This window comes from Nostoc sp. FACHB-888 (assembly GCF_014696655.1).
Taxonomy (GTDB): Bacteria; Cyanobacteriota; Cyanobacteriia; order Cyanobacteriales; family Nostocaceae; genus Nostoc.
In genome coordinates, this window is the sequence record NZ_JACJQM010000018.1 from 1 (window position 1) to 20123 (window position 20123).

The 20123-nt window shown below is 41.2% G+C and carries 17 protein-coding genes, 1 tRNA gene and 2 pseudogenes; 9 read left to right on the forward strand and 11 right to left on the reverse strand.

The window, feature by feature from the left end:
- A pseudogene (locus H6G26_RS13640) lies at positions 1 to 156 on the forward strand (photosystem II q(b) protein); the annotation flags it as partial.
- Positions 157 to 352: 196 nt separating this feature from the next.
- Here the strand turns inward: H6G26_RS13640 and H6G26_RS13645 are convergent.
- Complete coding sequence (locus H6G26_RS13645; protein WP_190729778.1) at positions 353 to 1033, reverse strand: RibD family protein; 681 nt, start codon at positions 1031 to 1033, stop codon at positions 353 to 355.
- Between the two features lie 173 nt (positions 1034 to 1206).
- On the opposite strand from H6G26_RS13645, the gene H6G26_RS13650 reads away from it, so the two are divergent.
- The 3 genes and pseudogenes from H6G26_RS13650 to H6G26_RS13660 all read left to right on the forward strand — a co-directional run bounded on the left by H6G26_RS13650 (position 1207) and on the right by H6G26_RS13660 (position 3361).
- Positions 1207 to 2346 carry a DUF2252 family protein gene (locus H6G26_RS13650; protein WP_277883843.1) on the forward strand — a complete coding sequence of 380 codons (1140 nt, stop codon included), beginning with the start codon at positions 1207 to 1209 and terminating at the stop codon, positions 2344 to 2346.
- 131 nt (positions 2347 to 2477) lie between these two features.
- Positions 2478 to 2720: pseudogene (locus tag H6G26_RS43760) on the forward strand (DUF2252 family protein); the annotation flags it as partial.
- Between the two features lie 149 nt (positions 2721 to 2869).
- On the forward strand, positions 2870 to 3361 hold the full coding sequence (locus H6G26_RS13660) for a DUF1499 domain-containing protein (protein WP_190729779.1): 492 nt from the start codon (positions 2870 to 2872) through the stop codon (positions 3359 to 3361).
- Between the two features lie 213 nt (positions 3362 to 3574).
- Here H6G26_RS13660 and H6G26_RS13665 read toward each other — a convergent pair whose 3' ends face one another.
- Both H6G26_RS13665 and H6G26_RS13670 read right to left on the reverse strand, forming a co-directional pair.
- Complete coding sequence (locus H6G26_RS13665; RefSeq protein WP_190729780.1) at positions 3575 to 4474, reverse strand: CoA-binding protein; 900 nt, start codon at positions 4472 to 4474, stop codon at positions 3575 to 3577.
- A 287-nt stretch (positions 4475 to 4761) separates the two neighbouring features.
- A complete protein-coding gene (locus H6G26_RS13670) occupies positions 4762 to 5988 on the reverse strand; it encodes a succinate--CoA ligase subunit beta (RefSeq protein WP_190729781.1) in 1227 nt (408 codons plus the stop codon).
- Positions 5989 to 6659: 671 nt separating this feature from the next.
- Here H6G26_RS13670 and H6G26_RS13675 point away from each other — a divergent pair.
- Complete coding sequence (locus H6G26_RS13675; RefSeq protein WP_190729782.1) at positions 6660 to 8423, forward strand: hypothetical protein; 1764 nt, start codon at positions 6660 to 6662, stop codon at positions 8421 to 8423.
- A 280-nt stretch (positions 8424 to 8703) separates the two neighbouring features.
- Here the strand turns inward: H6G26_RS13675 and H6G26_RS13680 are convergent, their stop codons facing one another.
- The gene (locus H6G26_RS13680; RefSeq protein ID WP_190729783.1) at positions 8704 to 9315 is read right to left on the reverse strand and encodes a hypothetical protein; all 612 of its coding nucleotides are present in this window, start codon (positions 9313 to 9315) and stop codon (positions 8704 to 8706) included.
- A gap of 79 nt (positions 9316 to 9394) precedes the next feature.
- Positions 9395 to 10171: an iron export ABC transporter permease subunit FetB gene (gene fetB / locus H6G26_RS13685; RefSeq protein ID WP_190729784.1), complete on the reverse strand. Its 777-nt coding sequence runs from the start codon at positions 10169 to 10171 to the stop codon at positions 9395 to 9397.
- Positions 10172 to 10492: 321 nt separating this feature from the next.
- Between fetB and H6G26_RS13690 the strand changes: the two genes are divergently transcribed.
- The gene (locus H6G26_RS13690; protein WP_190729785.1) at positions 10493 to 11641 is read left to right on the forward strand and encodes a DegT/DnrJ/EryC1/StrS family aminotransferase; all 1149 of its coding nucleotides are present in this window, start codon (positions 10493 to 10495) and stop codon (positions 11639 to 11641) included.
- A 70-nt stretch (positions 11642 to 11711) separates the two neighbouring features.
- Here H6G26_RS13690 and H6G26_RS13695 read toward each other — a convergent pair whose 3' ends face one another.
- Entirely contained in the window at positions 11712 to 12455 is a 744-nt protein-coding gene (locus H6G26_RS13695) for a DUF561 domain-containing protein (RefSeq protein ID WP_190729873.1), read from the reverse strand.
- A gap of 389 nt (positions 12456 to 12844) precedes the next feature.
- Here H6G26_RS13695 and queG point away from each other — a divergent pair, with 389 nt between their 5' ends.
- Together queG and H6G26_RS13705 are read left to right on the forward strand one after the other, a co-directional pair.
- Positions 12845 to 13819, forward strand: coding sequence for a tRNA epoxyqueuosine(34) reductase QueG (queG, locus tag H6G26_RS13700; RefSeq protein WP_190729786.1), 975 nt, complete (start codon positions 12845 to 12847; stop codon positions 13817 to 13819).
- Positions 13794 to 14429, forward strand: coding sequence for an HAD-IA family hydrolase (locus H6G26_RS13705; protein ID WP_190729787.1), 636 nt, complete (start codon positions 13794 to 13796; stop codon positions 14427 to 14429). Before queG ends, H6G26_RS13705 begins: the two co-directional genes overlap by 26 nt.
- A 118-nt stretch (positions 14430 to 14547) precedes the next feature.
- On the opposite strand, the gene H6G26_RS13710 is transcribed toward H6G26_RS13705, so the two are convergent.
- Positions 14548 to 14922, reverse strand: coding sequence for a hypothetical protein (locus tag H6G26_RS13710; RefSeq protein WP_190729788.1), 375 nt, complete (start codon positions 14920 to 14922; stop codon positions 14548 to 14550).
- A gap of 221 nt (positions 14923 to 15143) precedes the next feature.
- On the opposite strand from H6G26_RS13710, the gene H6G26_RS13715 reads away from it, so the two are divergent.
- Positions 15144 to 15674: an orange carotenoid protein N-terminal domain-containing protein gene (locus H6G26_RS13715; protein ID WP_190729789.1), complete on the forward strand. Its 531-nt coding sequence runs from the start codon at positions 15144 to 15146 to the stop codon at positions 15672 to 15674.
- An 82-nt stretch (positions 15675 to 15756) separates the two neighbouring features.
- On the opposite strand, the gene H6G26_RS13720 is transcribed toward H6G26_RS13715, so the two are convergent.
- The 4 genes from H6G26_RS13720 to H6G26_RS13735 all read right to left on the reverse strand — a co-directional run bounded on the left by H6G26_RS13720 (position 15757) and on the right by H6G26_RS13735 (position 20111).
- Positions 15757 to 16521 carry an ABC transporter ATP-binding protein gene (locus H6G26_RS13720; protein WP_199326860.1) on the reverse strand — a complete coding sequence of 255 codons (765 nt, stop codon included), beginning with the start codon at positions 16519 to 16521 and terminating at the stop codon, positions 15757 to 15759.
- A gap of 85 nt (positions 16522 to 16606) precedes the next feature.
- Entirely contained in the window at positions 16607 to 17824 is a 1218-nt protein-coding gene (locus H6G26_RS13725; protein ID WP_190729790.1) for an ABC transporter permease, read from the reverse strand.
- Positions 17825 to 17846: 22 nt separating this feature from the next.
- Positions 17847 to 19316, reverse strand: a complete 1470-nt coding sequence (locus tag H6G26_RS13730) for an efflux RND transporter periplasmic adaptor subunit (RefSeq protein ID WP_190729791.1) — start codon at positions 19314 to 19316, stop codon at positions 17847 to 17849.
- A 723-nt stretch (positions 19317 to 20039) separates the two neighbouring features.
- A tRNA-Lys gene (locus H6G26_RS13735) sits at positions 20040 to 20111 on the reverse strand.
- Positions 20112 to 20123 lie beyond the last annotated feature (12 nt).

A 20123-nucleotide genomic window follows, 5' to 3' on the forward strand; every position in this document is an offset into this window, starting at 1 on the left:
AGCGGTCGCGTGATCAGCACTTGGGCTGATGTAATCAACCGGGCTAACCTGGGTATGGAAGTAATGCACGAGCGTAATGCTCACAACTTCCCCTTAGATTTAGCTGCTGGTGATGTTGCTCCTGTGGCAATGAGCGCTCCTGCTATCAACGGTTAATTCTGAAGTTTCGCTCTTATTAAAAAGCGCTCTTCCAAAAGGGAGGGCGCTTTTTAGTATTAATGATAATAGCGCGTAATTCTGACAGCGCCTTCTTATACCAATTCAAATAATGTTTGCGACACATCAATTATTTGTAAGGGCACAACAATGTTGTGCCCTTACCCATCTATCGCATTCTTTTTTCAAATTGGTATTAGTTGATCGTGCGGTAGTGTAAAAACAACTGACTTCCAACCTGACGAGTTTCTACGAGTTGGAGATTAGGAGCAGCATCGGGAAGAAAACCCTCTCCCTCAACTGGGCTAGGGGCCTGCTTTCCTCCATAAATGACGGGCCAAATTGTCAACCACCAATCGTCAATTCGCCCTGCTTTTACTAAAGCAGCTGTTAAAGAGCCGCCTCCCAAAACAACGACCTTGTGAATACCCCGCTCTGCCATCAAGCTGTAGGCCCGATCCCAGTTCAGGTCTGTCTCTCCCAAATCGATTAATTCAGCCAGCTTTTCCAACGTTGTTGCATCAGGATTGCGCTCCACACCAGTCCGTGTCGTAAATATCCATCGCTCAATGTCTTGGCTCAAAAAAGGCAAGTCCGGCGATAAGTCAAGGGAACCTGAGACAACGCAGGTAATGGGCTGGGGAGACTGACCCCGAATTTCGCGTGCTGCCAACAGTTCGGGATTACGAATTGTAAAGGTCACCCCTTCAGCCCGAATTGTCCCTGCTCCTACTAGGATTAAATCGGCAAGGGAGGCTTGATACTCTAAGTGTGCTTGATCAACTGGATCAGAATCACGAGGCGCTTTAGGATCTACGGCACTAATTTTTCCATCGGCCGTCATCGCAAGAACCACAGTTGTTTGGATAGCTGACATGATTACATTATGACGGTTCTTTATAATTTTACCTTTTTGAATTCTTTACCATGAATAGTTGTTATATTGTGCTTTAATTTACTTTCTAAGCTATGGTTCAAGGTGGTAAGAAAATTGTTGTTGAATAATTGTCTCTACACAAGAGTTTATTTTTTTAGACATAAGCAACTGTTATGCTCAAATACATATCTGCAATCGTATTTGTCTTAATTTTAATTTCTGGGTTTGCATCTCCAGTTCAAGCTGCAACTGTCCGTTCAACTTGGGTGGAGAATGAAATTTACCAATACAATCATCCCTTTGCTTCTCAATTGCCTCAAGAATTGGCAATAAAAATGCAAAAGATGAAGGCTAGCCCTTTTGCCTTTTATCGGGGAACAGATCACATTTTTTATCGTGATATGCAGACTTTGCCAAGTTCAGGATTTGTGAATTCTTCAACCTCAGCCATCTGGTTAGAGGGAGATATGCATCTGCAAAATCTTGGAGGGATGAAAGATAGCAACGACAACAACGTTTTTGACACCACCGATTTTGATGAAGGCTATTTTGGCCCCTACGTTTGGGACTTGCGACGGATGGGAGTGTCCATTCTGTTGGCAGCCAAAGAGAACGGTCTTAGCTCAAGTGACACTCAAGATATCGTCCGTAATTTTTTGGATACTTATCTGAACAAGATGAGCGACTTTAAGGGAACCAATAATGAACTGTCATACCGTTTGGAATCTGGCAATACGAATGGTATGGTCAAAGATTTGATTCAAAAAACATCAAACAAGAACCGCTCTAGCTTGCTAAGTAAATACACGCAGTTAAATAACAGTAAAAATCGAGTATTCCAGACCACCTCAAAACTTCAGCCTGTATCCAACAGTACCTATTCTGACATTGCTGGGGCTATGACCAGCTACATTGCCTCAATTCCTAGCAGTAAGTGCTACAACAATAGTTATTATGCTCTCAAAGACATTCGGCTAAAATTAGGTTCAGGCATTGGTAGTCTTGGTAAGTACCGATATTACTTACTGATTGAGGGACCAAGTTCAGGAACCGACGACGATCGCATTTTGGAGATGAAGCAGGAAGGTAGTAGCGCAGTTGCTATCGCAGTTCCAGGTCTGCTGCCAACTTCAGTTTACGAGAACCAAGAAGGTGCGAGAGTTGCAATTGCTATTAAAGCAATGCTCTTCAATACTAACCCCTTGGTTGGCTACACTACCGTCAATGGTATCCCCTTTATGGTACATGAAAAATCACCCTACCAAGTGGACTTTGACTATACATTACTAGAGTTGTCGGGAAATAGTGACTAAAATCGCTGAAAGGCTTAGGGAGTCTGGGTTTCAATAATTTTGGTCAGAAATCAATAAAAAGCTTGCCACAAGCAGATTTCAAGGATTTTTGAGCTTATTACCCAACAAGTCTACTAACCACTAAGTCAAAATTCATGGATGCGATGGGGTATGCAGGGAAGGTCGTTGCCAAGAACCATGCAATCTCTGATAAAGACTATGATGCTGCCATTATTCCCGTAAGTGTTGACAAAGAAGTGACTGATATTGTTAGCGGTAACAAGGCTGTATTCAAAGACGAAATTGTTAACTTTGCGGTGAACTATGCAACTCAAGTTGAGTATGACTACACGAGTTTTGTAAATGCTTATAACCAAGGGATGATACTCTACTAAAACACCGATTCAGGATTCAGAGATAACTCAGAATGTGGCTAGATGAATGATACTGTATAGGGCGAGGGCGAACTGGCAACTAGCAGCGTTCCCCCCGAAATGACCGAAAATAATTAAGTCTTATTCAAACCTTGAGGAGTGAATTTATAATGTCTCGTTTGCTAACAGCCTTCGCAAAACGACTCCTGCGGAGTATCACTTTTGTAATCTTGCTAACTTTGATTAATACTTTAATACTTCCTGCCGCCACTTGGGCTGCCTCTTCTAGTTTGGGAGTTGATAATGGTCATCTTAGTTCTTGTCCGGCTTCAGACAATTGTGTTGTGAGTCAAGATGGTGATCCTAAACACGCCATTGACCCAATTCCCTATCATATAGATCGTAATGCAGCACGAAAAACCTTACTAAAAGTTCTCACTGTCGTTCCACGCACAGAAGTTATAGAACAGACAGATAATTACATCCATGCTCTTTCTAAAAGCCGCATCTTCAAATTTATTGATGATGTAGAGTTTTATTTTCCTGCCAATGAGCCAGTAATTCATCTGCGCTCGGCAGCCCGCTTGGGAGAGTCGGATCTTGGTGTTAATCGCAGGCGTTTGGAGCAAATTCGTCTTGCTCTGCGTGATCTAAATATTTAATTTTAGCTTGAGCAGCAATGTGAACAGCCGGACAAAAATGCTTCGTCCCCTGACAATTGTCGTGATGATACATTACATCTAGGTGTGGCGATCGCTTACTTTCCTCTAAGAAAATTTGCCCCTGAGCGCTTGCAAGGAAGCTTCTATTGTTGATTGAGCGTGAGTGCGATCGCTATTACTCATACACTAAAACTGGCAGACGAAGCTCGATTATTACTTCGCTTTTTGTAATAAGCGAATCTCCTTTCTCAATAATTCTGGAATCTGAGAAGGGCGTTCAGCTACTGGAACTTCCGCTTCTTTTAAAGCAGCTAATTTACTTTGAGCTGTGCCGAAGTTAGGATCGCGTCCAATAACCGTTGCTAAAGTCCCAGTTTGACGCCAAGTTTTTCCTGGCGGTGCAAGTCTTCCTGCAATATAGGCAATTACTGGTTTATCAATCGCCTCAGTAATGTACCGAGCTGCTGCTTCTTCACTACCACCACCAGGTTGACCGACTAAAACGATCGCCTCTGTAGTTTCATCTTCATCGAGAATTTGCAACCATTGGAGAAATGAGGAACCGACGATCGCATCGCTACCAATACTGACACTAATGGACTGCCCTAAACCCGCTTTTGTTAACTCGTAAGCAACTTCGTAGGTGAGCGTGCTACTACGACTAACGATCCCCACTGGCCCAGGGGTATAAAATTCGTTAGGCTGAGTACCTAAGAGAATTTTTCCCGGCACAATGATCCCCGGACTATTTGGCCCGACTATCAAAGTTTCACAGGCTTCGGCTTTGCGGAGTAATTGCACCATATCCAAAGGCGGCACGCCAGCAGTAATAATAATGATTTGGCGAATATTAGATGCGATCGCTTCTAATGCCGCATCTAGCACGTCGTAAGGATCTACACAGATAATTGTCGTGTCAATTACCCCAAATTGTTCTATTACCTCTTCTACTAAGTCAAATACTGGCAGTTCATGCATGAACTGCCCACCACATCCAGGATTGACACCGGCTACCAAGTTCGTACCATAAGCTTTCATTTGAGCAACATGAGTGCCTGATATGAATTCACAAAAGCCTTGAATTAACACTTTGCTGTCTGGCGTTAGGTTCATAAAAAATTACCGTAAGTTTGGCAACCCAGTGGTCTAAGACACTTGGCATAAAAACGACATATTTACAGTGTCGTTTCAATTTTTACATTCCAAAAACTGGCCTTGAGGCTGAGTGTCCCAAAAGTCGGTCAACCCACCTCTAGGTAGAAATATTAAGTTAGAATGCACTATTTAGTTAGTTCCCAAAGACTAGTAGTTACTTATTTTGGGTGTTTAATTCAAAAATTTACGCTTTGCGGTAAAAGTTAATAATTTTTGATTTTTCAATTGGAACGAAGTCACAGTTACTACTTCTTTCTAACCATTGGTTTAGCAAGACGAACTGCTGCCGCTACTGCCTCATCTAAATTTTCTACCACAAGGAGCGCATTGCTGGGGGTCTTTAGTGTTGCTAAATACTTTCTAGCAGCGTCAAATTCAGAACCAGCAAGACGGATAACTAAGGGTGAAAAATTCTGCTCTCGTCGACTTTTATTACCATTAGAATGCACAACCTGTGATTGAAGTTCACTGTTGTCTTGCTGCACAACTCTGGCTATAACTTCAACCACTTCCTCAGTTTGAGGAATGTTACCTAGAAGATTAATTAATATTACTTGAATGCTATTATCAGTCTCTAGGATTTTTAGACCTGTCTCTAGGCGATCGCGGAAAGTAGTTGGTGTAGTATCTGTAAGAAAAGCATGACGTAGATTCAAACAAACACCTGGGTTGCCGCCAGCATTAGCGACTAAATCCAAAGTTGCCAACACTGAACCAGTACCATTACCTAAAATCCCGATTTTCCCGTGCATTTTCAGACCATCCCAGTTGCCCAACATACCATTGGCTTCAGTATTGGTATTACGGCTGATAATTTTTGCCGCCATTTCGGCAAGGTCAGGATGACGCTTGATCGCGCGTTGATTGACCCTGACTTTACCATTAAGAGCCATAACTTGACCAGTTGCACTGACTGCCAAGGGATTTATTTCGACTAAATCCAGGTCTTTTTGCACAAATAACTGGTACATCTTTTGGACAACGCTGCTTACCGACTGCATCAGCGTCCCCTGCAAACCCATTTTTAAAGCCAATCGTCGGGCATAAAATGGCGAGAATTCCTGTTCTACGACAACATAGTGCATTTTTTCCCCAGCAGATTCCCAATCGATGTTTGCTTCCTTGCAACCTAAAAGTACTGGTCGGCAAACAGCAGTATCTAAAACCACCGCTAGATAAAATTCCTGGTTGGCGTCATATTGCGATTCTGCCAGCACAACTTCTGGCAATTCGCCCCATATTGGTAAACTAAAGATATTTTGAGCAGCTGCGATCGCATCAATTGTTGTTTCCGCAAACCTGACTCCACCTGCTTTTGCCCGTTCCGCTCCATGTACTTGAGATTTCAGTACAATTGGAAAACGAATTTTTAAACGTTTCAAATCTGTAGGATGGTCAATTCGTTGGGAAGGCAATACAGGAATGCCTATTTTCCCAAACCATTCTTTAACTTGATACTCTAATAGATCCATTGAAACACCTTATATTTACACTTTCCTAGCCTTTGCTTAGTCCTGTCTTAATATTTTGCAGCACTTTTCTTTCAGAATTAAGCTTTTGGCAGCTATAAAAATTTATTTTTCACGGTTAATTTTATCTGATTCAGCAAATGAGGCACATTAATTTCGATAGCTAACCTGTTGGTGCTAGAGCCACAACACATAATTAATCTATTCAGTAAGTTTCCTAGCATAGAAGATAAGTACCATTTCTGTCAAAACCCTCTGACTTAGCATAGTTTCTTTAATTTTTGGATAAATTAGTCACAACTGCTCTGCAACTAGAATTTTGCAGCACATTAACTCTTGTGTATTTTATTGTCCCCAAATAATCTAGTGAAAATACTCAATAAATCTATTATTCCCATTTTAAAGACTCTATTATTCCCATTTTTTATTTGTAATTTACATCTAAAGGCAGATTATTTAATTTTGCATCTCGCACTTTAAAAATGTAGCGGTGCGAACATAATTGCTTTTTTTTCTTTTTGGTTAAAAGTCAGAATGTGTGTTAGAAAGTTGGTCGTTCAGATTTTCAGGCTGTGGTTAGTTAAACTGTGCATTTGCATTCAACAAACCTAAAAAGTTCATTTCATCCTCTTAAGGATAATCAAAACAATATAGAAATTGAGCGGGAAAGCTCTATGAAAGTAGCAGTCCAGCAGGAAGATTTACAGCTTTTAGCCAAAACTTTGCAGGAACAATTACTTGTAGAAGTCTCATCGGCTGGAGTCTTCGAGGTTAAGTGCGCCGTCAATAAAGACGAGCTAATGATTTTAACGCAACACGAATCAGATGTAATAGTTGATGCTCAGATCATCTTTGCAGTAATTGAGGAGGTACTTCAGTCTTTAGCGCCCCACAGAGAGCAGCGAGTGCAATGTTTCCTTAGAGTTTTTGGTGAACAAGTTCCTTATACCAAATGTTTCTTAGTTCTGAAACAGAGGGGAGGCCGGGGAAATGAGAAAGCAGGGGAAGCAAGAGGAGCAGAGGGGCAATACTTTTCTCCTATTTCTTCATCTGCTCTGACCTATTCTCCATCACTTGATAAGGCTGAGGAGGAGGAACTATTTGACCCGTTTGCATATGCGCCGAGTTTGCCGACTTCAAAGCCAGCATCTCAAATCAAACTCATCTTATTGGGTGCAGCTTTGGTGGGAATTGTCATCTTAGGCGGCGGTGCTTACTTATTGACTCCCCCTTGTGTGATGTCTGAGTGTAAAGAAATACAAAACGCCGAGCAATTAAAAACAAAATCCCCGCAACTGATGCGCCGCGCTAAGTCTGAAAAAGAATTAGTAGCTCTACAACAGCAACTTGCAGCAGCCAGCGTAGCCCTGAATGTAATTCCTAGTTGGTCGCCCCGTTCTCAGGTATCAGAAGAACTAAAAGCAAGTTTGTCTGGACGGTCAGAAAAAATCAACCAGGTGGTCAAGGCTTTGCAGACGGCATACTTGGCGACACAAAAAGCTCAAACTCCTGCATATAGCCTAGAGGAATTACAAGCTAGGCAACACTTATGGCGACAGGCTATAGCACCACTAGAAACTATAAGTCCTGATAGTGAACTCTATGGGCTAGTGCAAGGGAAATTACTTAATTATCGTGTCCGTTTGCACGCTGTGAATCAGCAAATATTTGTTGAGGAAAAATGGCTGAAGAAATTAACAGCAGCAAAAGCTGTAGCTAATGCAGCCGAGAACCGACAAGCTACTGCTAAATCTTTGAATGACTGGCAAAAGGTGCAGTCTACTTGGCTGGTGGCGATTAATGCCTTGAATAGCATTCCCCGGACTAGCCCTGGATACCAAGAAGCCGAAAAGCTTTTGGTAGATTATAAACCTAAGTTCGTAGCAGCACGCGATCGCGCTACTAAAGAACGATTAGCTATTAAAGCCTACCAACAAGCCGTTAGCACTGCCAAGCAAGCCAAAGTATATGAGCAACAAAACCAATGGCTTGCAGCTGCGACATATTGGGATCAGGCTTTGCAAACAGCTAAACAGATTTCCCAAGATAGCTTGTACTACACTCAGGCTCAGTCTCTCATTGAACCTTATTCAGTAGCCCTCAAACAAGCACAAGAAAAAGTACAAGTTGTTAGTAGTTTGCAACAAACCCGTACCGATCTAGATAAAATCTGTATTAATGAAATTCGGATTTGCACATTTAGTATAGACAATGCAGGAATCATTGTCCGGTTAACGCCTGAATATGACCAAATCAGGCAAAATAACTTGGCTAATCCTTATTCTGAGAACTCGGGTTCAGCTACTACTGTTGATGTTACCAATCACTTGCAAATCTTACGAGAAGCCTTAGCTGTAATTGGTGAAAATGCCAACTTGTCCCTTTTTCTCTACGATTCTCAAGGTCAAGTAATTTATACACGGACTTTGGGTGGGTAGAAAAGCTAAGAGTAAGGAGTTAGAAGTATATAAGGTACATGAGTAGAGGCACTCCAGAAAATAGGAAACCAAAGATAAGATTATTCAAATTATTACGTCCTTAACTAGATAGTCGGCTTCTTGAAGAAGTCGGCTATCTAAATCCAGAATAGTTTAAGAATCTATACTTACAGCTAGCTTACTTGATACTAGACTTATTAGCTTAAATGCTGTGTTAGTCCACACAATTTACGCATCGAACCAAAAAATAACTCTACTTTTATCGGAAGATGACACGATATTATTGTCTTTGTGTTTTTAATTCACATTGTTTAAAAATATAATTAACTGCCGCAAATAATTTATCTAAATCTTGAATTATATACAAATTTTTATTCCGAGTAAACACATCAGCAATCAATTTTCCAAATTGCCATATTTTACCGTTAGAAACAATCCCAAAAATATCGCTGGCAAAATCATCATTAATTCGCTGCACTGCGATCATTTCAGCTAAACACTGACCCCAGCCTTCTTCAAATTTGTCTTGTCTAGCTTCAACTGTTAAAAAATAAGGTTTATCAAAAACAATCGTACTTAAAGGGTTTCGCTGTGTAACTGTATAGTCTGGAACGCCTGATAAATCTTCATCGTAAGCTAATGTTTCATGACTCCAAAGTCTTAGTTTACTTCGGTAATTTTTCCATACTTCTTTCAATACTGGATAAATTAGATTTTCACAAATAGCATCTTCAGAATTATCAATAACTCCATCTGTAAATAGCAAATCTAATTCTTCTTTAAAAGACTGTTTAACTGGAAACTTTACTTCTAATATAAAATTAGACTGTACATATTTGATTTGAAATTTTTTCATTACTGCGCTAATACTTTTGTAATTAATAAATGCCATTTTAATTCACCTTTTATTAAAAACTCTGCCATTGTCTAAACACAGGTATAGCGGTTAGCATGGATGTCGATTAACCACTTCACCTAACTAACTGCGCTACGGAATTGAAAAATTGACGACACAACCCTTTCGTCACTAAAAGTGTTGTCAACAAGTTAGCGAAAGCAACCATAAATATAATCAAAATTTCATAAGATACAGCATCTAGGGGTTGGACACCAGCGAGTAACTGTCCGGTGGTAATTCCTGGTATTGCGACCATACCTATAAGTATCATTTGGTTGAGAGTCGGAATCAATCCGGCTCTGATGGCATCTTTGCGATACTGGCTAACTGCTTGCTGGGGAGTTGCGCCTAAGCTCAAATGGGTTTCTATTTCGATATGGCTGGAATTAATAGTACTGACAAGACGTTCGCCTGCGATCGCAGCTGCATTGGTAGCATTACCTAGAACTATCCCTGCTAAGGGAATTATATACTGTGGCTCATACCATCTGTCTGGTTGAACGATCAAAAAGTTGGTATAGAACACTGTCAGGACGGTACTAATTAAAATTGCACCCCACACCAAAGGCAACACATAAGGAATTTTTTGGCTGATGCGATTTCGTGCGACAATCGCCGTAATTGTCAGCATGACTGCTAATAACGCCAAAACTGCCCAAGCATTGTCTACAGCCAAGATGAAATCTAAAATGTATCCCAATACAAGTAGTTGTAAGATGGTTCTCCCAGTAGCAAGGGCTAAATTTAACTCTAGTCCTAATTTTTCCCAGGCAGATAAACCAATGGCGATCGCCATCAATCCCACAGCAATAACTAAATCTACCAAATCCAGCTTGATCAGATCCTGCATGGGTTCTCTATCTCCTGGTATTTTCCTCTCAAAGCAGCCCACATAAGAGGAACTTTGCTCCGATGTGTTGGATCTTGGTTGATATATATCACCTTTATCAATTCAAAAATTGTACAACTTTAACATGGAAAACACCTAGTATGCCTACTATCTGTAAATTAAATATGCGGTAGTTTCTCGCGCCACAATTTAAGTAAAAACCCTAATAGATGCGTATCTTAGGCGATAGTCTTTTAATAGCTCCTATTTGATTAATAATTCAACTAGCAAAAATTGACTCTCGAAGTGTATCCTTTGTATCTTCCAATAAAATAAGAACTCATGATCCAAAGTGTAAATCCTATCCCTGCCTTTGATATCAAACAGCAATACACCACCATCGAAGCAGAAGTAAGTGCAGCGGTCTTAGAGGTTCTAGCTTCCGGCCGCTATATTGGTGGTCCCTTAGTCCAAGGTTTTGAGCAACAGTTTGCTGCTTATAATACTGCTACTGAATGTGTGGCTTGTAATTCTGGTACTGATGCGCTCTACTTAGCTTTACGAGTTTTGGAAATTGGTGCAGGCGATGAAGTGATTACAACGCCTTTCACCTTTATTGCTACATCTGAAGTGATTAGCGCCGTCGGTGCAAAGCCTGTTTTCGTTGACATTGATACTACTACATTTAATTTGGATGTGGAGCAAGTAGCGGCGGCGATTACACCCAAAACCAAAGCGATTATCCCGGTTCACCTATTTGGACTACCTGTGGATATGACATCATTGATGGCGATCGCTCAATCTCACAATTTGTCAATAATTGAAGATTGCGCTCAGTCTACAGGCGCAAGTTGGGCTGATAAAAAAGTAGGAAGTATTGGACATATTGGTTGCTTTAGTTTCTACCCTACCAAAAATCTTGGTGGTTGCGGTGATGGCGGGGCAATAACGACTAATGACCCTGCGATCGCCACTAAACTGCGAATATTACGAGATCATGGTAGTAAAATTCGATATTTACACGAGGAAATTGGTGTAAATAGCCGCTTGGATGCTCTCCAAGCGGCTATTTTGCAGATTAAGCTACGTTATTTAGATATTTGGAATGATCGCCGACGAGATATCGCCAATTATTACTACCAATTCTTATGTCAAATTCCGGGGATTGTCCCGCCCCAAGAATTACCTGAGGGTGTTGGGGTATGGAATCAATACACTATTCGCATATCAGGCGAAGGGCGAAATGGTTCTAGCGCCAAATATCGAGATTGGGTGCGTAGTCAATTGCAAGAGCAGGGTGTGAGTTCGATGATTTACTACCCCTACCCTTTACATTTGCAGCCAGTTTATCAAAATCTGGGTTATCAAATTGGAGATTTACCAATAGCAGAGCAAGCTTGCCATGAAGTTATATCTTTGCCTATGTACCCAGAATTAACACAACAGCAGCAAGATCAGGTGATTTATGCGTTGAAAGAAGTTATGAGTTAGAAGTTTGAAGTTAGGAGTTTTGGATAAATAAGTTTCTTCAACTCATAACTCATCACTCCTAACTCCTAACTCATTTCATTACTGCATTTGCAGTCGCTAAGACTTCCACCAAGGCACGAACAGCCGCAATCATTGCTACTTCGCTATTGAGTTGGTTGATGGCGGAACCAACACCAACACCAGCAGCACCAGCAGCGATCGCTAATGGTGCGGTAACGTTAGAAATGCCTGAAGCACACAATACTGGTACTGACACCACACGAGAAATTTCAAAAGCTGCTGCCAAGGTGGGAGCAGCTTTTTCAATTAATCCTAAAGTTCCAGGGTGAACTGGATTACTACTAGTACCGCCTTCGGTTTGGATAATATCTGCTCCAGCTTTCACCAGTTCTTCTGCTAACTGTACCTGTTGATCTAGTTCCAAAATGTGGGGAACGGTAACAGATAAAGTGATTTCGGGTAGGAGAGTGCGGGTTTGCTTGAGTAACGCTAGCACTTCTGGAGCCTCAAAGCGTCGTCCTTGAGCATAAAAGGAATCAAAATTCCCGATTTCAATTAAATCAGCACCAGCTGCCACAGCTTGTACAAATTTTTCTGGCTCTACTGCCGATACACAAATCGGTAAATTTGTCAAACTTTTAGCTAATTGTACCAAAGCTGGATCGGCGGCAATATCGACAAAGGTAGCACCGCCAAATTCAGCAGCTTTAACGGTAGCGGCGACGCTAGCGACATCGAAGTTATTTAAACCGCTAATCACTTTTAGAACGCGGCGGTTATTAAATGCACGTTGGAGTGTGGAATGCATCGTCATGGTTAGGCTTTTGAAGCTATGAAGATTAGAAATTAGGTATATTCTACCGTTACTCAGTTGATGAGGAACTAAATCACTATGGCAATACTGAATAAATTCAGCTATTCGCTTATGTTCCGCCGACTGAAGTGCGGGGATTTTACACATAAAGTCTCAATAACTAGTTGTCAATATAGCAATCCAATTTGATTTCTGAATTACTCGTAGAGGTAAGGGACTAGGGACTGGGAAGAAGGAATAAATGTGTACTGAGTTTTGTTCAAAAATCAAATATCAGTCCTATATATAAATAAAGTTGATAGATAACATAAGCAACAAATATTTATAAAGTATTGACTACGTAATGTAAAATAAAAATGCCTTTATGTAGGCAAAGCCCAGATAAAAAAATGAATCAGTATTCCGTAATAAGCAGCAATGTGGTGAAAGAAAAAGCCAGCGAGTTGGGCTTTCACAAAGTTGGAATTGCTGGTGTAGATGAGGTAGATGCCACAGAAGCACAGAGGTTACAAGCATGGATTGAACTGGGTTATCACGCCGATATGGAATGGATGGCTAACCCAAAACGTCAGGATATCCGCTTAGTGATGCCAGAAGCGCGATCGCTAATATGTGTGGCGCTAAATTATTACACCCCACATCAACGTCCTGTAGGCGAGGAATACGCCAAAATTTCTCGCTATGGCTGGGGAAGGGATTATCACAAGGTAATGCATAAAAAACTTAAGCAGCTAGCCACATGGCTAGAATCACTTGATGAAGGTGTATCGGCTCGTTATTATGCAGACACTGGCCCGGTACAAGATAAAGTGTTGGCTCAACTTGCCGGAATTGGTTGGATTGCCAAGAATGGGAATGTGATTACACGAGAATACGGATCTTGGGTATTTTTGGGAGAAGTGTTGACCAATTTGGAATTAGAAAGCGATCGCCCGCACACAGAACACTGCGGTAGCTGTACTCGTTGTCTTCAGGCTTGTCCTACGGGTGCAATTACTCAACCTTTTATTGTGGATGCTAATCGCTGCATCGCTTATCATACAATTGAAAATCGGGCAGAGGAATTACCAGAGACAGTGACACCTCATTTACAAGGCTGGGTTGCTGGTTGTGATATTTGCCAAGATGTTTGTCCTTGGAATCAACGTTTTGCCCAAACAAGTGATATTGAAGAGTTTCAGCCTTATCCTGGGAATATTGCTCCCCACCTGCTAGAATTAGCCCAAATCTCAGATCAGGAGTGGGATAAACGATTTCCAGCATCTGCCTTGCGGCGGATTAAGCCAGAAATGTTACGACGCAACGCCCTAGCTAATCTTGACGCATCCAGGCGAAATAATGACCCCAAAAGTAATTATTTTTGATTTTGATGGCACTATTGCTGATACAGTAGATGCCCTTGTAAGTATTGCCAATCGTCTAGCTGTAGACTTTGGTTATAGACAAATAAGCCCAGAGCAATTATCCTTCCTTAAAAACTTAACATCTAGGGAAATTATTAAGTATTCAGGAGTTTCTCTATTTAAGATACCTTTTTTAGTTAAAAAAGTTAAAGGAGAATTAAAAAACAAAATCCCAGAATTAAAACCAATTCCGGGAATTAAAGAAGCATTAACGGAACTCCAAAATGAAGGATATAAACTGGGAATTATCACTTCTAATTCTAAAGACAATGTGACACAATTTCTGAAAATCAATGATTTAAATCACCTATTTGATTTTATCTACTCAGGAATTACGATTTTTGGTAAAACAACCATAATCAATAATGTATTAAGGCAAAATCAACTCCAACCTCAAGAAGTTATTTATGTCGGAGATGAAACCAGAGATATAGAAGCATCAAAGAAAGCAAATATTCAAGTTATTGCAGTAACTTGGGGCTTTAATTCACCGGAAGTACTAGCCAAGCAAAATCCAGATTATTTAATTCAGCGACCTAATGAACTACTAGAAGTGATGAATCGTCATTAATTAATCAATAGTCAAAAGTCAATAGTGAAAATATTAACTATTGACGATTTTGCAAAACAATAGGGTGGGTCATGTATATCAATGCCCACCCTACAAAATAGCAAGATATTAGGAAAACTTAATTTTTCCGTTCACCCTTTTCTAAAGCTTGTTTTACTAAATCATCACTGACATTAGTTACACCCTCAGTCTTAGAATTCCCAACTTCCTTTGCTAACTCCATATAATCATCAGGGTTACCAGTTGACTGCGCTTGAGTTGTTGTCTCTTCTGGTTGAGAGATTTTATATTTAGGTGCAGTAGCTGCTTCTGCTGCTGCTGCGCCTTCACCTGTGCGATCAACTTCACTAACGCTGAATTGTTGTGCAGTTGCATAATCAGCATCAAAATCGACCTTTGGTGCTTTTTCTTCACCACTAGCTATGTTTTCGGCAGCTAATTGAGCATCATGAGTGGGAGCTTCATTAACATTGGGCTTTACTTCATCAGGCATAATTAAAATCCTTAGATTAAATTTTTATTGCTTACTTGAAAGAGCATAGCAAAGTAATTAACTCTTTCCATGCTCCTTTAGGAGAGACTTTACCTCTATTAAAAGATAGATTAAAGCTGTAATTTACAATTAATATAACTCATTCTCTTGATAGTAGAATCTGATGCTCAAACTTTGGTAAGCCTTAGTTTGGCGTGTAAAATTCCCTTGGAAATAAAATTATGACTGCAAGTTACGATAAAAGTATTTCTCAAGCCCAGAGCAATGAATCCCAAAATTTGGTAGATGCATTTAACAATTTAGATACCGATGCAAAATTAGCCTGGTTCTATTTAGTTTATAAAAAAATGGGCGATTCTATCACACCAGCTGCTCCTGCTGCGGCCGAACCTGAGTTAGCACCACTTCTGCTAAAAGATTATTTTGAGTTATCAGATGAGCAACAACTAGATATTATGCGGGATATTGTTAACCGCAAAGACACAGAATATTCCCGTGCTTATGGGGCGATAAAAGAAAATAACCAGCTTTTAGTTTGGTATGCTTGGGCGGTAGCTATGGGCGATACGGTAGTTGACTTACCAGCTAGCTACGAGCCAACTAAGGCAATTAATGATCTGATTTCCCAAATTGAAGGACTAGATTTTGACGAGCAAATTTCGGTATTCCGAACAATAGCTGGTGAAGTGGGTTACACCGATGTTAAGCCGATTGAGACGCAAGCAGAAACTGGAAAAACGCCAAGTTTGTAATCCGCCCTGGCTTGGTTACACAACACAAAAAAAGTCCGCCTACCTTGCGGGAACGCTAAGGGTAATGCGGACTTTAAATAATTTATGAGACAGCCAGCTGACTCAAGTCAGATGCTGTCAGATTCGAGTGTACTACTTGGCCATCACGGAACCAAACAATGCGCTGGGTTTGACGAGCAACTTCTGGTTCATGAGTTACCATGACTACAGTAATTCCACTGGTATTGAGTTCGCCAAAAATATCCAATACTTCTTGGGTTGTGCGTGAATCAAGTGCGCCGGTGGGTTCATCGGCTAAGAGTACCACGGGGCGATTGACAATGGCTCGTGCGATCGCTACTCTTTGTTGTTGTCCACCAGATAGTTGAGTTGGTTTGTTGTTGAGGCGATTTGCTAAACCCACTCGCGTCAGTGCTTCGGTGGCGCGATCGCTTCTTTCTTTTGAATTCACACCAGCATACAACATTGGCAGCATCACATTTTCTAATGCTGTAAGTTGGGGCAATAAATGAAATTGTTGGAATACAAACCCCAGTTTTTTGTTGCGGATGTGTGCCAAGGATTTATCATCCATTTGCGCTACATCAATATTATCTAAGTAATAATGTCCGCCTGTAGGGCGGTCTAGACAGCCGATAATATTCATAGCTGTAGATTTGCCTGAACCAGAAGGCCCCATAATTGAACAATATTCGCCCTTATGGATAGTCAAATTCACATCATCGAGTGCTTTAACTTCAGTTTCACCACTGCCATAAATTTTAAAAATATTCTCTAAACGAATAATTGTTGATTTAGGGATGGGATTGGGAACTAGAGAATCGGTAATTGAAATAGTGTTTGTCATAAGAATTTAGTTATTAGTAAATTATTTACGAAATATCTCTTTACCTCAACCTAATCAAGAAGATTGAGTTTCGCCATCCCCATTACTAAGCACTTCTTAAAGCCACAATGGGATCGAGTTTAGCAGCGCGACGTGCGGGAACAACGCCAAAAAATAAACCAATCCCACCAGAGACACCAACTGCCATACTAATCGCTACAGGAGAAAGACTTGCTTCTAAAGGAGTCAACGCTCCCACTAATAGAATGCCACTGATACCAACCGCAGTCCCAACTAAACCGCCAGCTGCGGAAACTATCACTGCCTCAATGATGAACTGGAGCAAAATATCTTGTTCAGTTGCTCCGATCGCTTTTCTTAATCCAATTTCTTGGGTGCGTTCGGTGACGGAGACAAGCATAATATTCATAATGCCAATACCGCCGACAAACAGCGATATACCAGCGATTGCAGCTAACATAATTGTCAATGCACCTGTAATTTGACCGACAGTTTGCAAAGCATCTTTTTGAGAACGAATAGTAAAGTCATCTTCACCATTAATTTTGTGCCGTAGACGCAACAAATTAGTGATTTGGAATTCTGCTGCATCTACGCTCTCTGAATCACGAGCGGCTGCAACGAGGTAATCTAAGGCGATACCATAAGGAGAATTCTTTCCCACAAGTCGGTTTGCTGAAGTTGTAATTGGTATTAAAGCAGCATCATCATAATCTGCTCCCACGCTGGAACCTTTGGCTATTAACGTCCCAATCACTTGAAAGCTGGTATTTCCAACTCGCAATTGCTCACCTATAGGGTTACTATTACCGAATAGTTTTTCTGCCAAGTCTCCACCTAGCACCACGACTTGGTTACTTCGCTTGATGTCTACATCGCTGAAAAACCTGCCTTTATCAGTTTCAAAATCCCGCACAGATATGAAACTGGGAGTTGTGCCAATGATGTTAACATCAGTGTTTCTGTTGCGGTATGTAACTACCTGTCTTCTATTTAATTCTGGCGCAACTCCTACTACAGTTGGTACTTGAGAAGCGATCGCTTCCGCATCTTGTAATACCAGAGTTTTTGGCACTTCAAAGGAGATACGCTGAGTTTCTCGATTACCTGGTAGTACAAACAGCACATTTGGGCCTAATGACTCCAGCTGTTTATTAACGTACTTTTGCCCACCTTCACCAATGCCAATCATGGCAATAACCGAGGCATTGCCAATAACTATACCCAGCATTGTTAGGGCACTACGCAGTTTATTTGACAGCAGGGTTTTCCCCGCCATTTGGACACTTTCTAAAAAATTCATGTTTTAAATTACGAATTACGAATTAGGTTTTATTCTGTTCTTTCGCCTTTTCAATTTTGTAATCTTTGGGTGGGTTCACAAAAACGCGATCGCCTTCTTTAACTCCCCCTAAAATCTGAGTTTGGTCTTGGATTTGTGCGCCAACTGTAACTTCGCGGAACTGGGGTTTATTGTTTGCATCTAGTACAAGTACGCCAGTTTGACCCTTTTCGGTGACAATTGAGACTGTTGGTAATACTAAGGCATTATTAACGCGATCGCCCAAAAAAGTCAGATCCACATTTAAGCCAGAACGCAGTTTATCTGTGCCAGTATCGAGAGCAACCCGCACCTGGAAGGATGTCACGCCTTGTTCAACCACTGCTTCGGGAGCAATCAGGCGCACATTACCTTTAAAAACTTGATCGGGATAGGCATCAGCAACAATTTCCACCTGCTGTCCCTGCTTAATTCTGCCAATATCGGCTTCAGGAACTTGAGCTAATACTTCTAAACCGCGTGCTACAGCGACAATTGAACTGGAAGTTGCCGACGCGCTAGTAGAAGCAGAGGTTGTGGGTGTCACAAAAGCGCCCACGTTAGCATACTTTTGCGTCACAATTCCCGAAAATGGAGCGCGAATAATAGTCTCGTCCAACTGCACTTGCACACCCTTTAATTGAGCTTCAGCCGCTGCAACTGCTGCTTGACGCTGGACAATTTCTTCAGAACGGGTGCCATCTTCTAGCAAGAGCAGTGCGGCTCGTGCTTCATTCACAGAGGCTTGGCGTTGGTCGATTTCCTCAGTTCGAGTGCCACTTTGGACTAACGACAATCGTTTTCTAGCTTCTTCTAAGTTGGCTCTAGCACTCTTGTCTTCGCTGATGGCTTGATCGAGTAATTGTTTTTTCTCTGCTCCCTCTTTATATAGATATTGATAACGCTTTACCTGTTCACTGGTGTAATTCACCCTTGCTTGAGCCGCATCCACTTGGGATTGAGCTTGAGCAATCTCTTGGGGACGATTACCAACCTTAGCTGAGGTAAGTTGGGCTTGAGCTTGTGCCAATCGCGCTCTAGCTTGAGCAATTTCTTGAGGACGGCTACCAGCAAGGGCTTCGGCTAGTTGTGCTTGACTTTGGGCTAAGTTGGCACGATACTGGCTCCTTTGGGCTTCAATGCCGGCGCTATCCATACGGCCGAGAATTTGCCCTTGTTGAATGCGATCGCCTTGTTCCACATATAATTGCGACAGCACTCCGGGGTTCTTCGGACTAATATTTACACTCTGAACTGGCACAACTTTGCCACTCGCTGTAATCCGCAAAGTGACATTTTGAGCTGCTACTGGCACAGTTAATTGAGCAATGTCTTCTTTGTTTGTTCCTTGATTTACCAGGGTGTAGGTTGTGAATGTACCAGCAACCAAGACACCCCCTGCTATCAGCCCCATCAGCCAGCGTGATGGATACTTAACTTTGCCAATAACAGGAATTTCTATGTGTGTAGCCATGTCTAAAAGCCTATGAATCTTGCTTTATTGGAGTAGCCTGTAGTTATATGATGATGTCCGTCGAATTGCCCATAGCATAATTCCCCCAAAAAGCCAAAGTAGCGCCTTTGTCCCTTGCTCTTAAGGGACAAAGGCGTGAGGGTGCATTTTGGGGGAATTATGCTTAATTGAGCAAACATAAATACTAGAGGGCGATTGCAGGAATGGGGAGTTGTTAAAATTTTTGGATTAAATCTTTATTAATAAACTTACAACTAGAGGCATAATTAGCTTTATAATTGCTTAATTTTACTTCATAATAGGTATTTAATGTCTGCATGCCTTCACCTAAATGGGTGATTTTACCCACTAATGGTCTATCAAGTGAAGTTTGAAGGGTAGAACGTAGACGCGCAGCGGCTTGCCCCAGGCTACCACAGAGGCATAGAGGGCACATCAGAGAAAAAAAGAGCAGAGCAAGCGTTTAGACACTTACTGCACCAAATCAGTTTGGAGAATCGCAGTTAGGTCAGTATATATACAGCTTGCTAGCGAAAAAGATTATTGCAATCGCCCAAACATACTCTGCTGGAAGTATTGTTCTACCTAAATTTTCTGGTTCTCTTGTTTAAACCTGCTGTTTAATAATTCCTAACGGGAGTTGCATTAATTTCTCAAAGAGGAAATTAATCTGTTAACAATGATCACTCGTTAGTTAATGTATATTTGAAAATACTTTAAAAGTGGGTGACGAGGGAATCGAACCCGCAACCAATAGATTAAGAGTCTACTGCTCTACCGTTGAGCTAGTCACCCAGACCAATAACC